The sequence below is a fragment of the Empedobacter sp. UBA7494 genome (assembly GCF_002478465.1).
Lineage (GTDB): Bacteria > Bacteroidota > Bacteroidia > Flavobacteriales > Weeksellaceae > Empedobacter > Empedobacter falsenii_B.
This window is the reverse complement of sequence record NZ_DLOC01000042.1, coordinates 3124-18211: the sequence shown is the minus strand read 5'-3', so window position 1 is coordinate 18211 and position 15088 is coordinate 3124. Positions and strand designations below refer to the sequence as shown.

Below are 15088 nucleotides of genomic sequence, written 5' to 3'. Positions count from 1 at the left end.
GCAACTCCTTCTTCTAATAAACGAATTGATTCGCTGTAGAATGGACGAGCCACACGATTTACTATAAATCCAGGAGTATCTTTTGTGATGACTGGTAATTTACCAACAGATTGAATCAATGCTTTTACTTCGTCTGCTAATCCTTCGCGTGTTTGTACGGCTGGAATAATTTCTACCAAAGCCATTAATGGTGCAGGGTTGAAAAAGTGGATTCCAATTACACGTTCTGGTTTAGAACAAGCAGATGCAATTGATGCGATTGATAATGAAGAAGTGTTTGACGCTAAAATACATTCGTCAGAAACGATTTCTTCCACTTGTTTGAAAACTGATTTTTTAATATCTAAGTTTTCAATAATTGCTTCAATCATCAAATCGATGGATGCAAAAGCACTTAAACTATCTGCATATTCGATATTGTTTTGAATTTCTTGTGCTTTTTCAGCAGTATATTTTTCTTTCGCCACTAACTTCTCGAAAGTCTTCGCTAAGTTTTGTTTTGAACGATCTAAAGCTTCTTTATTTGTGTCATATAAAACAACTGGATGACCATATTGAGCAAAAACTTGCGCAATTCCAGACCCCATTGCTCCACCACCAATAATTCCTATTTTTTTCATTTCTTACTCGCCTTTAAAAACAGGATTTCTTTTCTCGATAAATGCGTCTACACCTTCTTGATAATCTGATGTATTCCCTGATTTAGCTTGAAATAATCCTTCTTGAATTAATTGTTCTTCGATTGAATTATTAAATGTTTGATTCAATAATTTCTTTGTATAAGCCAAACCTTTTGTTGGAAGATTTGCTAATTTATCCGCAATCTTAGCAACTTCTACATCGAAAATATCATCAGCAAAAAACTCATAAATCATTCCGATTTCTTTTGCTTGAGCCGCCGAAACTTTATCAGCAAGCATCATCAAAGCAGTTGCTTTTTGAAGTCCAATTAAACGAGGTAAGAAATAAGTTCCTCCACAATCTGGGATTAAACCAATTTTAGAAAAAGCTTGAATAAAGTTTGTCGATTCTTTCGCGACAACAATGTCACAAGCCAAAGCTAAATTTGCTCCCGCACCGGCAGCAACACCGTTTACAGCAGCAACAACTGGTTTGTCCATGTTTCTAATTTTAAGAACCAATGGATTGTAATTTTCTTGAACGATTTTATTGAAGTCGATTTCTTTTTCTTCTAAAACTTCGCCTAAATCTTGACCAGCGCAGAATGCTTTCCCCGTTCCAGTTAAAACCACTGCACGAACAGAAACATCTTGAGCTGCAACATCCAAGTGATGTTGAAGAGATTTAATCATTTCCTGATTAAAACTGTTAAAAACAGAAGGACGATTCAACGTAATCGTAGCAATTCCTCCCTCTTGTGTGTATAGGATTGATGTTGAATTTTCCATAATTTTTTAGTGATGACATTTGAAATAATCAAATGGTTCGTGGCAACTATTGCATTGATACATAGCTTTGCAGGCCGTAGAACCAAATTGACTGATAAGTCTGGTATCTGTAGAGCCACATTGTGGACATTCTACATTTTGTTCATCCGAAAAAAGCGCATCAGACGAAGGATTTTTGGTTGGCGGTGCAATTCCATAAGCCTTCATTTTTTGCTTTCCTTCTTCTGTCATCCAATCAGTTGACCACGAAGGGCTCAACTGATTAATGACATTGATATTTTTGAATCCTTTTTCGATTAATTTTAAACGAACAGAAATTGAAATTGCACTCATAGCAGGACATCCCGAATACGTAGGCGTAATTGTAACGTTGACACTTTCTTGGTCAATTAATTCAATTTTACGCACAACACCAAGATCAATTACACTAATCACAGGAATTTCTGGATCAGCGACTTCCTCCATGTATTGCCAAATTTCTTTTTCGGTTACCATTGCGAATCTGGATAAGTTCTTTGTAAATATTGTAAATCTGTTAAGATAAATCCTAAATGCTCTGTATGAACACCTTCTTTACCTCCTTTTTGTACAAAAGCATTTTCTACATCCGCTTCGATTGTCGCTTCATCTAAAATTGCTTTTACGTTTGCTAACCAAGTTGCTTTAAATTCTTCTGGACTTGAAATTAATCCTTCTTCAACTAAAGCTTTTTGGTAAGGTGCTAATAAAAACGCTTCTTTTACATAAGGTAAAATATTGTTTACAGCTTCCTGAATTTTGTCGTGAGATTCTTGTGTTCCGTCTCCTAAACGAATCATCCATTCTGATGACCATTTTAAGTGATATTTCACCTCTTTCAATGATTTTTCAGCGATAGCTTGTAATTTAAGATCTTTTACTTTCAAGAATTGTTCTAACAATAACGCGTGGTAAGAATCGTAAAAAAACTGACGTGCAACCGTATCTCCGAAATGTCCGTTTGGTAATTCAACTAATAATAAGTTTTTATATTCACGCTCTTCACGTAACATTGCTAACGTATCTTCTGTTGCTCCATTCCCAATCATTTCAGCCGCATAGTCATAATAATTAGAAGTTTGACCTAATAAATCCAACGCCATATTAGACATTGCAATGTCTTGTTCTAAAATTGGACCATGACCACACCATTCGCATAAACGTTGTGCCAAAATTAGATTTGTATCCGCTAAATGCAAGATAAAATCAATGTAATTTTGATTGTTTTGATAAACTGTACTTGTCATAAATTACATGTTTTTAATTTCTTCTGGTACATCATAAAAAGTTGGATGACGGTAAACTTTGTCTTCTGCAGGATCAAAAAATTGTTCCGCTTCATCAGGATTAGAAGCATGAATATTAGCAGATTCTACCACCCAAATACTCACACCTTCTAAACGACGTGTGTATACATCACGTGCATTTTCTAGTGCCATTGTAGCATCAGCAGCGTGTAAGCTCCCAACGTGTTTGTGGTCTAACCCTTGTTTACTTCTAATGAATACTTCCCATAAAGGCCAATCTCTATTTTCCATCTTTTATGCGTTTTTGCGTTGTTCTTTTTCTAATTCTCTTTGTTTTCTTTTTTCGTGGTAAGCTGTTGCAGCGTCACGAACCCAAGCTCCTTCGTTGTGTGCGTTACGGCGAGCATCCAAACGTTGTTTGTTACATTTACCGTTTCCTTTCACAACATTCCAGAATTCTTCCCAATCAATTTCTCCGAATTCGTAGTGACCTGTTTCTTCGTTGAATTTTAGATCTGGATCTGGAATAGTTAATCCTAAATATTCGGCTTGAGGAATAGAAATATCCACGAAACGTTGACGTAATTCGTCATTCGAGAAACGTTTAATTCTCCATTTCATTGATAATTCTGAGTTTGATGATTCTTCATCTTTTGGACCAAACATCATTAATGTAGGCCACCACCAACGATTCATTGCATCTTGCAACATCGCTTTTTGTTCTGGTGTTCCTTTTGATAATACCACTAATGCTTCGTAACCTTGTCTTTGGTGGAAAGATTCTTCTTTACAAACACGTACCATTGCGCGAGCATAAGGTCCGTAAGAAGTTCTACATAATGGAACTTGATTCAAAATTGCAGCTCCATCTACCAACCAACCAATCATTCCGATATCTGCCCAAGTAAGGGTTGGATAATTGAAGATTGATGAATATTTTGCTTTACCTGAATGTAAGTCATTTAAAGTTTGGATACGAGAAACACCTAACGTTTCAGCTGCACAGTATAAGTATAATCCGTGACCAGCTTCGTCTTGAACTTTCGCTAATAAAATTTTCTTTCTATTTAACGAAGGCGCTCTTGTAATCCAGTTTGCTTCTGGTAACATCCCAACAATTTCTGAGTGAGCATGTTGAGAGATTTGTCTGATTAATGTTTTACGGTATGCATCTGGCATCCAGTCTTTTGGTTCGATACGAACTTCATTTTCAATCTTATTATCGAAGATTTCTTGAAAATCAATTTCTTTTGCACTCATTTCTAAACGTTTTTAAAGTTGATTATTTGGCATCAAAATCTACCACGACTTCTGCAGAACGAGGGTGCGCTTGACACGCTAATACAAATCCTCTTTCTAATTCATCTGGCTCAAGTGAGTAGTTGATGTCCATTTCTACCTCACCCTTCTCTACTTTACACTTACAAGTTGCGCAAACACCACCTTTACAAGCATAAGGTAAATCAGCTCCGTTTTGTAAAGCCGCATCTAAGATTGTGTCGCCATTGTAACCCAAATCAAGCTGTAAAGCTGTTGCATCTAATTTAATGGTAACTTTACTCATTGTATCGTTTGATTGTTTTACAGCTTTTTGACGCTCTACCTTTTTCGCTTCTGCAGATGCACTATAGAATAATTCGAAATGTAAATGTTTTGCATCAACTCCTGCTTCTACAAAAGCGTCACGACCGCTTAAAATCATTTCTTCTGGTCCACAAAGGAAAACTTCGCTTACTTCTTTTGGATCGATGATATTTTGCAAGAAATATTCAATTTTTGATTTATCAATTCGGCCACTCAAGATCTCAGCATCAGCCGTTTCGCGACTCAAGATATTGTAAACGCTAATGCGTTCCATGTATCTATTTTTTAATGCTTCGATTTCTTCTTTAAAAATAATCGAACCTTTGTTTCTGTTTCCATATAACAGCACAAATTGACTGTTAGGTTCTGTTTTTAGAACTGTTTTGATAATCGAAAGTACTGGTGTAATTCCAGATCCCGCCACAATTCCTACATATAACTTTTTGTTGTCTTCGTGTACTTCTGTAAAGAAATTCCCTTGTGGAGTCATTACATCAAGAACATCGCCAACTTTGATTGTATCGTTAACAAATGTCGAGAAAATTCCATCCTCAATTTTCTTTACAGCAACTCTTAATTCATTATCCAAAGGACTTGAACAAATTGAGTAAGAACGTCTAATTTCTTCGTTATTGTGAAAATTCTTAAACGTTAAATATTGACCATGTTTGAATTTGAATTCTTGGTTTAATTCTTCTGGCACTTCAAATGTAACGGATACACAATCTGGTGTTTCCTTTTTTACATTTTTAACGCGTAATTGGTGAAAATTTATAGCCATATTATTTTTGAAATCCGTTAATTAATAGTGTCATTAAGTCATTTTCTAACTGCTCTGGTGAGATATCTCGTCCAGGTTTGTACCACAATTCTATCCAACGTAATGATGATAATAAAGTAAATAAAGCAACCGAAACATTCAAATCTTTAAATTCGCCTGCTGCAATTCCTGCTTTGATAAGATTGGCGATTCTTTTTTCGTATCCTTTTCGAATTGTTTTATACAAATCCTTTTTCGTATCCGAAAGATTTTTCCAATCATTATTTGCAACAGAAACTTCGTTTGGCTCATCAATAATCATTCTGACATGCAATTGAATTAAATCTCTCAATTTCTGAACATTTGATTCGTTTGTATCTTCGATCGAGCTAATGTGAGAAACATATTGATTAGCAACTTTAAAACAAATCTCTTCTAAAATTTCGTCTTTCGAACGAATATGATTGTATAAACTTGCGGCTTCCATTCCAACCTTTTCAGCCAGTTCACGCATTGATGTTGCCGAATAACCTTTTTGTTTAAAGATTAAGGCAGCTTCTTGTATAATCAGTTCTTTTTTACTTTGTTTAGGCATATATTTATAAATGTCTGTTATCGATGATTCGGTTTAATTTCCCTCCTTCACTTTTCGGAAGTCCATCAACTTGGTACAATTTAACATTCATTCCTAATCCAATATTGTCTCTAATTTTTTTGTGAATATTAGAGATTAATTTGCAACATGCATGATTAGATTCGTCGTTCAAATTATCACAAGTGAAACCTTGGCTTGCAAAATAGTCAGGATTAATTTCAAATCCAACTTCTACAGCATCCATATTTTTAGGTTTTGTCAAAACTACTTGATAATTTGGTGATAATTCTGGGAATTCTGGAATAAAATCAGCGATTTGTGTGTGAAAGAAATTTACACCTCTAATAATCATCATATCATCTGCACGACCAATAATTGGTCCCATTTTGATATGTGTTCTTTTCTTAGAATGTTCGTACGTAAGGGTTGTGATATCTCCCGTCCAATAACGCACCAATGGTAAAGCTTCTTTTGTTAACGTTGTAATCACTAAAACTCCAGGTTGTCCGTAAGGCACAGGTTCACCTGTTTTCTCGTCTACAATTTCTGGAAAGAAATGATCTTCCCAAATGTAAGATCCTGATCCTTGCTCTTCATAATCTTCATTAGATACACCAGGTCCGATAATTTCGCTCAATCCATAAATATTAGACGCTTTGATATTCAAACTTCCTTCTACTTCTTGACGTAACGCTTCTGACCATGGTTCTGATCCCAAAATCGCAAACTTAAGATTTAAGCTTTCTAACGATTCTCCTCTTTTTTTGATTTCCTCAGCTACTGTTAATGCATACGATGGTGTTGCACAAATCGCATCAGCCTGAAAATCTTTCAACAACATGATTTGTTTTTCAGTATTTCCACCAGAAATAGGAACAACTGTCATTCCTAATTTTTCTGCTCCATAATGTAATCCCAAACCTCCTGTAAACAAACCATAACCATAGGCATTTTGTAATGTCATCCCTGGTTCGCATCCAGAAGCTGCTAAAGAACGTGCTACTACTTCTGAAAATAATTCGATGTCGTTTTTGGTATAACCTACAACAGTTGGTTTTCCTGTTGTGCCACTTGAACAATGTAAACGGATTACGTTGCTCTTTGGTTCTGCAAATAATCCGAACGGATAGTTCTCTCTTAAATGTGTTTTTTTGGTAAAAGGTAATTTGTGTAGATCTTCAACACCTTTGATGTCTTCTGGTTTTATTCCAGCTGTATCAAATGCTTCTTTGTAAAAAGGTACATTGTTATACACTTTTTGCAACATGTTTTGAAGTCTTTCGTTTTGAAGAACGCGCAATTTTTCAATTGGCATTTGTTCTATCTCGGGATTAAATATCATAATTTTTGCAGATTTTGATTTTTGATAATAACAAATTTAATCAAAAAAACTAAAAAAACTAACAAACGTTAGTTTTTTTAGTGTAAAAAATACAATTCATACTAATTATTGTCTTTTAATAAGATAAAACATCATTAATCAATGTTTTTAATTTTTCAGCATTAGGTAACATCTCTGCTTCTAAAGTCGAATTTAATGGAATTGCTGGCATATCTTTCGCTCCTAACACACGAATTGGTGCATCTAAGTACTCAAAACACTCTTCATTAATTAAGCCTGAAATGCTCTGTGCAAAAGAGTTTTGCTTCGCTTCTTCTGTTAAAACAATACAACGATTGTGTTTTTTTACACTATTAAAGATTGTTTCTTCATCTAACGGAACTAAAGTTCTTAAATCGATAATTTCGACTTGATTAGGAAAATCCTTCGCTGCTTGTTTTGCCCAATATACTCCCATTCCGTATGTAATAATCGTAACAGAATTATGATTTTGAGAAGATTCAGCCGTTAAAACTTCACGTGCTTTACCAAAAGGTAATACATAATCTTCGTCTGGCTCAACAGTCGCGGCATCTTCTGTTCCTTTTATCTTACTCCAATACAACCCTTTGTGTTCTAACATTACCACAGGATTTGGATCATAATAAGCTGCTTTCATCAAACCTTTCAAATCCGCTCCAGTAGATGGATACGCAATTTTAATTCCTTTGATATTCGTCAAAACACTTTCTACCGAACTTGAATGATAAGGACCTCCACTTCCGTACGCACCAATTGGCACACGTAAAATCATCGAAACTGGCCATTTACCGTTTGATAAATAATTAGAACGTGCCACTTCTGTAAACAATTGATTCAATCCTGGCCAAATATAATCGGCAAATTGCACCTCAACAATTGGTTTTAAGCCTACTGCAGACATTCCAACCGTAGATCCGATTATAAACGCTTCTTGAATTGGTGTATTAAATACACGATTTTTACCATATTGTTTTGCTAAAGTTGCCGCTTCACGAAAAACTCCACCTAAACGCAACCCTACATCTTGTCCATATAATAAAGCTTCTGGATGTTCTGCCATTAATTCACGAATCGCAAACAATGCAGAATCTACCATCACTGTTTTTTCTTTTCCTTCTGGTGAACGATTTCCTTTTTCTTCGTTAATCGGTGTTGACGCAAAAACATGCGTATATAAATCTTCAGGACGAGGATTTTCTGCTTTTAATGCTTCTTGATATTCTGCCTGAACTTGTTCTTTTATCTTATTTTCAATTTCGATTAAATCATTTTCATCGAAACCTTCATTTAATAAAGTATGTTTTAATTTATCGTAAGGATCACGAGATTGTGCTTCCTCTAAATCATCTCTGTACCATTCTTTGCGGACGCCAGATGTATGATGATTCAATAAAGGAACTTTTGCATGAACCAAAATCGGACGACGTTCTGTGCGAATAATTTCAATTGCACGTTGAATCGTTTCATAAGAAGCTAAGAAATCCGTTCCATCAACCACAAAAACTTCCAAACCATTGAAACCTTTTGCATAATGAGCGATATCTTGTGCACGAATTTCATCTGCCGAAGCCGAAATATCCCATTCATTATCTTGAACCAAATATAAAATTGGTAATTGTTTCAACGCTGCCATTTGGAAAGCTTCTGCCACCTCGCCTTCCGTACAAGACGCATCTCCTAACGAACAAACTGCAATTGGTTTTACTTCTTCATTGCAAAGACCTTCTAATTCTTTGTACTGCATTCCCATCGCAATTCCTGTTGTTGGAATCGCTTGCATTCCTGTTGCACTACTTTGATGCGGAATTTTCGGCATATTATCACGGCGCAAACTTGGATGAGAATAATAGGTTCTTCCTCCAGAAAAAATATCGTCGCGTTTTGCCAATAATTGCAACATCAATTCGTAAGGAGTAATTCCGATTGATAGTAACATGGCATCGTCTCGGTAATATGCGCTTAAATAATCTTGTGGTAATAATTGTAATCCTGTTGCAATTTGAATTGCTTCGTGTCCACGCGCTGTTGCATGTACATATTTGCTTGTTACAGCTTTATTTTCTTCGTATAATTCGGTTAAAGATTTTGCAGTAACCAATAATTCGTATGCTTGTTTAAGTAATGTTGTTGTTGATAATGTGGTTTCCATTCTGATTAAATTTGCGTGTTAACATCCCAATTCTCCATGTAATCTGAAATTCGTTTCAAGAAAACGCCTCCCAGAGATCCGTCTATCACACGATGATCAAACGAAAGTGACAAATACATAAATTGTCTCGCCACAATAATATCTCCGAATTCAGTTTCCAAAACCGCAGGTTTTTTCTTGATCACGCCAGTCGCTAAAATTGCCACTTCAGGTTGATTGATAATTGGCGTTCCCATCAAATTACCAAAAGTCCCCACATTACTTATTGTGAACGTTCCTCCACGAACATCATCTGGCGAAAGTTTATTATTTCTTGCTTTATCTACAATTGAATTTATACCTTTTGCTAAACCTTCTAAATTTAATTCATTGGCTTGATGAATGACAGGAACAATTAAATTATTACTTGGTAAAGCAGTTGCAATTCCAATATTTATCTCATTGTGTTTGATTATTTTAGTCTCAGTTTCATCAACTGACACATTAATCATTGGAAAATCTTTAATTGCACGAACAACACAATCTACAATTAACGGTGTAAATGTCAATTTTTGTTTGTATTTAGCTTCAAAAGCAGCTTTATTTTCTTCGCGCCATTTCACAAAATTCGTAACATCAGGTTCTACATAAGCCGTCACATGAGGCGAAGTTTGTTTACTCTTTTTCATGTGTTTTGAAATCAATTGACGCATTTTATCCATCTCAATAATTTCATCTTTCGCTCCATAAGAAGAACTTGAAACTATATTATTTTTATTTATAGTATTACTTGAATTATTAGTTGTAAATGGTTTATTTTGAATATAATTTAATACATCATTTTTCGAAATTCTTCCATCACGACCAGAACCTTTTATTTGTGAAATATCTGTTGATTGAAGATTTTCTTTTTGGATAATACTTTTTACCAAAGGTGATAAAAATTGATTTGTATCGATTGAATTTATAGTTTGTAAAGTTGTAACAGTTTCAATCTTTTTTTCTTCAACATTTTCAGTTTTTTGAGCTGATTGTTGTTGAGTTTCTGAAGGCTCAATTAAAGCGAAAACTTCTCCTATTTTTATCTCATCTCCTTCATTAAATCTAAACTCAATAATTTTTCCAGCAGTTGTAGAAGGCACATCAGAATCTACTTTATCCGTCGAAACTTCGGCAATTACTTCATCCTCATGAATGAAATCACCAACGTTTTTTGTAAAACGAACCAACTGTACAGACTCAACACTTTCTCCCAATTTTGGAATCGTTAGTTCTATATTCTTCATTTTATTTGTTTGCAGTTTTGAGCGTTGAATATAATCATTTTTTATAAAAACTAATGAATGTTAGTTGAAATATTCATTGGAATTTTGTTTTTTTAGTGTAGCTATTAGATTATCCAAAACTCATACCTATTAAAACCTCATCACCAAACCAACTCCAGCTTGATTATTTTGATAAACAGGAAAAACCATTGTCGCCACTTTTGATTCTTTATTTTTTGGATAAAACCAATTGTTAATCGTAGGAAATAACCAATACGCCAATTCCGTCGATAAAATTCCTATTCCCGCTCCAGCAACAACATCTCCAACCCAATGGCGATTATTGACAACACAATAAACACCCGTAAAAGCAGCCAAAGGATATCCAGCCAAACTCAACCAAAAATTAGAATCTTGGTATTCTCGAAACATAAATTGAGCCGTAGAAAACGCATTTGCCGTATGTCCAGAAGGAAAAGAAAGATTGTTTGTACCATCGGGTCATTCCTCTTGCACAGCGTGCTTTAGTCCCATTACCAAACCTGTATTGATGATTTGAGAAGCTGCAAAAATTATTGTACGATCTCGTAAATTATGTTTCCCTTGAACGCCAGCCAAATTCAATCCATAAACCGCCGCTGCAGGTAAATATTGTGTATAATTATCATATTTATTTCCTTTTGTTTTATCTTCTAAAATTTCGTTTTGAGTAGATTTATTTAAATTATCCAATGCTGGAATTGCCAAACTCAAACTTCCGTATGTAATTAAAGTCGCAGGAATAATCAACTTTTTGGCGTTGAAATGATAAACTTTATCTTCTGGATTAAATGTTTGCTTTGGAATAGAATCAAGTTGAATAGAATCGGTTTTAGTTTGCTGAATTGTATCTTGTACATTTCCTTTTATCGAAAATATTGAAAGTAATACACAATTCATGACTATCGTTTTTGTTTTAATTTGGTTCATTTTCACATTCATTTTATTGAACAAATGTATTTGAAACCTCCTTACACAAAACTTAAAATTTGATTAAGAAAAAAGCCATTAGAAATAATCCAATGGCTTTAAAAAAAATATCTATTTATAAATTTCCTCGACGCTCTTGCTCTCTTTCTAAAGCTTCAAACAATGCTTTGAAATTACCTGCTCCAAACGATTGCGCTCCATGACGCTCGATAATTTCGTAGAATAATGTTGGACGATCTTCGACTGGTTTCGTAAAAATTTGTAACAAATAACCTTCTTCATCACAATCAACCAAAATTCCTAAATCTTGTAACTTCTTAATATCCTCATCAATTTCACCAACGCGCTCTGGAATCATATCGTAATAAGCCTCTGGTGGCGCTGATAAAAACTCAACTCCACGAGATTTAAGTTCTGTCACAGTTTTTACAATATCCTTAGTTGCAACTGCAATATGTTGTACACCTTCACCTTCATAAAAATCTAAATATTCTTCGACTTGAGATTTCTTTTGACCTTCTGCAGGCTCATTAATAGGGAATTTTGAATAACCATTTCCGTTACTCATCACTTTCGACATTAATGCTGAATACTCTGTATTGATTTGTTTATCATCAAACGATAAAATATTTACAAATCCCATTACATCTTGGTACCAAGCAACCGCTTCGTTCATACGATTCCAACCCACATTACCAACACAGTGATCCACATACAATAAACCACAATCTGTTGGTTGATATGTTGATTCAGATTTTACATAACCTGGCATAAAAGGACCTTCATAATTTTTACGCTCAATAAACATATGAATCGTTTCACCATATGTATAAATTCCAGACATTTTTACTTCACCAAACTCATCTGTAATCGTAGTTGGCTCCATATAAGGCTTCCCTCCACGTTTCGTTGTTTGCTCAAAAGCATCATACGCATCATCTACCCAAAGTGCTAAAATTTTAACTCCATCACCATGTTTCATAGCATGTTGACAAATTGGAGAATCAGATTTTAAACCAGAAGTTAATACCAAACGAATTTTCCCTTGTTGTAAAACATAAGAAGCTCTATCTCTCACTCCAGTTTCTGGGCCAGCATATGCAACTTCTTGAAATCCGAAAGCTGTTTTGTAATAATGTGCAGATTGTTTTGCATTACCAACATAAAACTCGATATAATCTGTTCCATTGATTGGAAGAAAGTCTTGTGCTAATGCTATTTTTTCTGCAAATGTTTGTGTACTCATTTTATTGTGTTTTTATTTTTATGTATTATCTAAAAAGTATTAAATTTTTACAGTTATTGATAACTTTGGGGGAGATTCCTCCTAACGTCGGAATGACATCATGTCAAGCTGAATTTATTTCAGCTTCTCTTCAAATTAACTTATGATATATTGAAACAAGTTCACGATGACAAATCGCGCAACTCATAACTCATAGCTCATAACTTTTAATAAAGCCAAGATTTATAATAATCTGGATCTTCGATTTCTAAAGCTTGTTCGGTTAACATCAATGGTCTGAAAGGATCAATCATCACAGCTAATTCATGTGTTTCTTTCGCTCCAATCGATTTTTCAACTGTCCCAGGATGTGGGCCATGCGGAATTCCTGCTGGATGTAATGTAATTTGTCCTTTCTCAACCGATTTTCTAGACATAAAATCTCCATCCACATAATATAAAATCTCATCAGAATCTACATTACTATGGTTATAAGGAGCTGGAATCGCATTTGGATGATAATCGAAAAGACGCGGAACAAAACTACAAATCACAAAACCTGCTCCTTCGAAAGTTTGATGAACAGGTGGTGGCTGATGAATACGCCCTGTAATTGGCTCGAAATTATGAATAGAAAAAGCCCATGGATAATGATAACCATCCCAACCTACAAAATCAAAAGGATGAGTTCCATAAACGTAAGGATAAATTAATCCTTCTTTTTTGATCATAATCTTGAAATCTCCGTGTTCATCATTTGTTTCAAGATTTTGAGGACGTTTAATATCACGCTCGCAAAAAGGCGAATGTTCCATTAACTGTCCAAAATGATTGCGATAACGACGAGGTGTTTCAACTGGACTAAATGATTCTGTAATAAACAATCGGTTATTAGAATCATTAAAATGAAGTTGATAAATAATTCCACGTGGAATCACTAAATAATCTCCATATTCAAATTCAATTTGTCCATAACCAGTTTTTAAAACTCCAGAACCTTCGTGTATAAAAATTACTTCATCCGCCATCGAATTTTTGTAGAAATAATCAGTCATCGATTCTTGTGGCGCAGCCAATGAAATATGCAAATCATTGTTAACCAAAACTGGTACACGAGATTCTAAATAATCTTTGGTAGGTTCTACTTTAAAACCTTTTAAAGAGGTATGTTTTAAATGTTTTGCGCGGGCAATTTTTGGCTCTACCGAATAAGGTTCGCTAATCGCTTTTACCAAAGTTGGTGGATAACAGTGGTAAACATTGGAATACGTACTCGAAAATCCATGCGTAGAAACTAATTCTTCTGCATATAATTCTCCATTTGGTTTTCGGAATACCGTATGTCGCTTTTGTGGGAATTCTCCCAAATGATGATAAAGTGGCATATCGTATTTTGTTTGTTATTTTGATGAAAAGGGATATAGATGACGAGATTCGTCAACAAATAATCTGCAATATTCTAGTGTGAATATTGAGCAAATACAATTTTGGAAAGTAAAGCAGAAGTTTGCTTATTCATTCCAACAAATAAAGGTTTAATATTTTCTTTAATTGTTTGCATTTCTTTTCTGTGGCTATCTCAAAGATAGAAACATTTTTTGATTGTACAAAATACCTTACTAAAAAATGCTTTACAACAATTATTTTCAATATTTTTAAAAAACTACATATAACCCGTAGGGCATTATTGAACTAGATTAATTTTGAGATTATTTTATGTTTCTATTGAAAAGAAATTTATTGAGATGCTGAATGGTTGTTAAAACCTTTATTCTAACTAAAATTCGCTGTTATAAGAAAACGTATTACATCAAGCTTAGAATGTAGCAAAAATCTATGCTTCTATTGTGGTGAGAAAAGATTATATATTCATTTTGGCCTGATCCAAAACATTTGAAATCAAGAATTTGAAATTAAAAGGAGAAGCTTTATAAGCTTCGGAATATTACTTTTTGCTTGATCAAAAAGTAATCTCGACTCTTCAGCAATGATAATCTATAAATTTGTTGTTATAAGTGAATTTAAGTATAGAAAAGTATTATAAAAATGTCATATGATTTGGAAACGAGTGTCAAAAAGTTGAAAGTCATGATTAAGATGTTTTACTGTTTGCGGAGCAAATGATTTAAAACATTCAATGACTGAAACCAATTTTGACCGTTGAAAATCAAAGACAAGAGTTTTTTGATTACTTTTTTGCTCTCAAAAAAGTGATAGAAAGATTATTCTCGTTTTTCAAAACTATATTTCATTCATTTTTTATTCATGAGTTATTATTGTTTTCAAATGAATTCATATGCCCTTTGGGGAACCTTGACGCAAAAACATTTGAGATTAAGAATTTGAAATTAAAAGGAGAAGCTCCTGTGGAGCTTAGGTAAAATTGTTACAAGTTGATTAATAATTATATGTTCATTTTTTCCTTGATGAAAAAACGAACCAAAAAAATCAAGACTTCGATTTTTGACGTTCAATCTTAATTTTACTCCCTAAAAATCTTAAACGATTCGCTATCGCTCACTAAT

At 34.2% G+C, this 15088-nt stretch carries 14 protein-coding genes and 2 pseudogenes; all 16 read right to left on the bottom strand.

All coding sequences use genetic code 11. The annotated features are described in order from the left end of the window. A partial coding sequence (locus B4E95_RS04440) for a 3-hydroxyacyl-CoA dehydrogenase NAD-binding domain-containing protein (protein WP_291090241.1) occupies window positions 1-620 on the bottom strand: 620 nt, incomplete at its 3' end. A 3-nt stretch (window positions 621-623) separates the two neighbouring features. Beyond that, the gene (locus tag B4E95_RS04435; RefSeq protein WP_291090238.1) at window positions 624-1409 is read right to left on the bottom strand and encodes an enoyl-CoA hydratase-related protein; all 786 of its coding nucleotides are present in this window, start codon (window positions 1407-1409) and stop codon (window positions 624-626) included. A 6-nt stretch (window positions 1410-1415) separates the two neighbouring features. Further along, on the bottom strand, window positions 1416-1904 hold the full coding sequence (paaD, locus tag B4E95_RS04430; protein ID WP_125350273.1) for a 1,2-phenylacetyl-CoA epoxidase subunit PaaD: 489 nt from the start codon (window positions 1902-1904) through the stop codon (window positions 1416-1418). Continuing rightward, the gene (gene paaC / locus B4E95_RS04425; RefSeq protein WP_291090235.1) at window positions 1898-2674 is read right to left on the bottom strand and encodes a 1,2-phenylacetyl-CoA epoxidase subunit PaaC; all 777 of its coding nucleotides are present in this window, start codon (window positions 2672-2674) and stop codon (window positions 1898-1900) included. The genes paaD and paaC overlap by 7 nt, the downstream gene beginning before the upstream one ends. Before the next feature lie 3 nt (window positions 2675-2677). Further along, a complete protein-coding gene (gene paaB / locus B4E95_RS04420) occupies window positions 2678-2965 on the bottom strand; it encodes a 1,2-phenylacetyl-CoA epoxidase subunit PaaB (RefSeq protein ID WP_038335709.1) in 288 nt (95 codons plus the stop codon). Between the two features lie 3 nt (window positions 2966-2968). Further along, window positions 2969-3934: a 1,2-phenylacetyl-CoA epoxidase subunit PaaA gene (gene paaA, locus B4E95_RS04415; protein ID WP_038335708.1), complete on the bottom strand. Its 966-nt coding sequence runs from the start codon at window positions 3932-3934 to the stop codon at window positions 2969-2971. 22 nt (window positions 3935-3956) lie between these two features. Then, on the bottom strand, window positions 3957-5039 hold the full coding sequence (gene paaE / locus B4E95_RS04410; protein WP_291090232.1) for a 1,2-phenylacetyl-CoA epoxidase subunit PaaE: 1083 nt from the start codon (window positions 5037-5039) through the stop codon (window positions 3957-3959). Between the two features lies 1 nt (window position 5040). After that, entirely contained in the window at window positions 5041-5613 is a 573-nt protein-coding gene (locus tag B4E95_RS04405) for a TetR/AcrR family transcriptional regulator (RefSeq protein WP_038335706.1), read from the bottom strand. Between the two features lie 4 nt (window positions 5614-5617). Continuing rightward, entirely contained in the window at window positions 5618-6955 is a 1338-nt protein-coding gene (locus B4E95_RS04400; RefSeq protein WP_291090229.1) for a phenylacetate--CoA ligase family protein, read from the bottom strand. A gap of 115 nt (window positions 6956-7070) precedes the next feature. Continuing rightward, complete coding sequence (locus tag B4E95_RS04395; RefSeq protein WP_291090226.1) at window positions 7071-9125, bottom strand: alpha-ketoacid dehydrogenase subunit alpha/beta; 2055 nt, start codon at window positions 9123-9125, stop codon at window positions 7071-7073. 5 nt (window positions 9126-9130) lie between these two features. Further along, the gene (locus tag B4E95_RS04390) at window positions 9131-10390 is read right to left on the bottom strand and encodes a dihydrolipoamide acetyltransferase family protein (protein ID WP_291090223.1); all 1260 of its coding nucleotides are present in this window, start codon (window positions 10388-10390) and stop codon (window positions 9131-9133) included. A 129-nt stretch (window positions 10391-10519) separates the two neighbouring features. Further along, window positions 10520-10843: pseudogene (locus tag B4E95_RS04385) on the bottom strand (phosphatase PAP2 family protein); the annotation flags it as partial. Window positions 10844-10870: 27 nt separating this feature from the next. After that, the gene (locus B4E95_RS04380; RefSeq protein WP_291090220.1) at window positions 10871-11308 is read right to left on the bottom strand and encodes a hypothetical protein; all 438 of its coding nucleotides are present in this window, start codon (window positions 11306-11308) and stop codon (window positions 10871-10873) included. A 145-nt stretch (window positions 11309-11453) separates the two neighbouring features. Then, complete coding sequence (gene hppD / locus B4E95_RS04375; protein WP_125350265.1) at window positions 11454-12584, bottom strand: 4-hydroxyphenylpyruvate dioxygenase; 1131 nt, start codon at window positions 12582-12584, stop codon at window positions 11454-11456. Window positions 12585-12790: 206 nt separating this feature from the next. Further along, window positions 12791-13948: a homogentisate 1,2-dioxygenase gene (locus B4E95_RS04370; RefSeq protein ID WP_221855015.1), complete on the bottom strand. Its 1158-nt coding sequence runs from the start codon at window positions 13946-13948 to the stop codon at window positions 12791-12793. A 299-nt stretch (window positions 13949-14247) separates the two neighbouring features. After that, window positions 14248-14350 (bottom strand): annotated as a pseudogene (locus tag B4E95_RS13170) (IS982 family transposase); the annotation flags it as partial. Window positions 14351-15088 lie beyond the last annotated feature (738 nt).

What these genes read in the sequence shown, in the direction of transcription:
- B4E95_RS04370 (WP_221855015.1), bottom strand. Translation starts at nt 13,948, where the DNA reads ATGCCACTTTATCATCATTTGGGAGAATTCCCACAAAAGCGACATACG.
- paaA (WP_038335708.1), bottom strand. Translation starts at nt 3,934, where the DNA reads ATGAGTGCAAAAGAAATTGATTTTCAAGAAATCTTCGATAATAAGATT.
- B4E95_RS04405 (WP_038335706.1), bottom strand. Translation starts at nt 5,613, where the DNA reads ATGCCTAAACAAAGTAAAAAAGAACTGATTATACAAGAAGCTGCCTTA.
- hppD (WP_125350265.1), bottom strand. Translation starts at nt 12,584, where the DNA reads ATGAGTACACAAACATTTGCAGAAAAAATAGCATTAGCACAAGACTTT.
- paaD (WP_125350273.1), bottom strand. Translation starts at nt 1,904, where the DNA reads ATGGTAACCGAAAAAGAAATTTGGCAATACATGGAGGAAGTCGCTGAT.
- B4E95_RS04380 (WP_291090220.1), bottom strand. Translation starts at nt 11,308, where the DNA reads ATGAATTGTGTATTACTTTCAATATTTTCGATAAAAGGAAATGTACAA.
- B4E95_RS04435 (WP_291090238.1), bottom strand. Translation starts at nt 1,409, where the DNA reads ATGGAAAATTCAACATCAATCCTATACACACAAGAGGGAGGAATTGCT.
- paaB (WP_038335709.1), bottom strand. Translation starts at nt 2,965, where the DNA reads ATGGAAAATAGAGATTGGCCTTTATGGGAAGTATTCATTAGAAGTAAA.
- B4E95_RS04390 (WP_291090223.1), bottom strand. Translation starts at nt 10,390, where the DNA reads ATGAAGAATATAGAACTAACGATTCCAAAATTGGGAGAAAGTGTTGAG.
- paaE (WP_291090232.1), bottom strand. Translation starts at nt 5,039, where the DNA reads ATGGCTATAAATTTTCACCAATTACGCGTTAAAAATGTAAAAAAGGAA.
- B4E95_RS04400 (WP_291090229.1), bottom strand. Translation starts at nt 6,955, where the DNA reads ATGATATTTAATCCCGAGATAGAACAAATGCCAATTGAAAAATTGCGC.
- B4E95_RS04395 (WP_291090226.1), bottom strand. Translation starts at nt 9,125, where the DNA reads ATGGAAACCACATTATCAACAACAACATTACTTAAACAAGCATACGAA.
- paaC (WP_291090235.1), bottom strand. Translation starts at nt 2,674, where the DNA reads ATGACAAGTACAGTTTATCAAAACAATCAAAATTACATTGATTTTATC.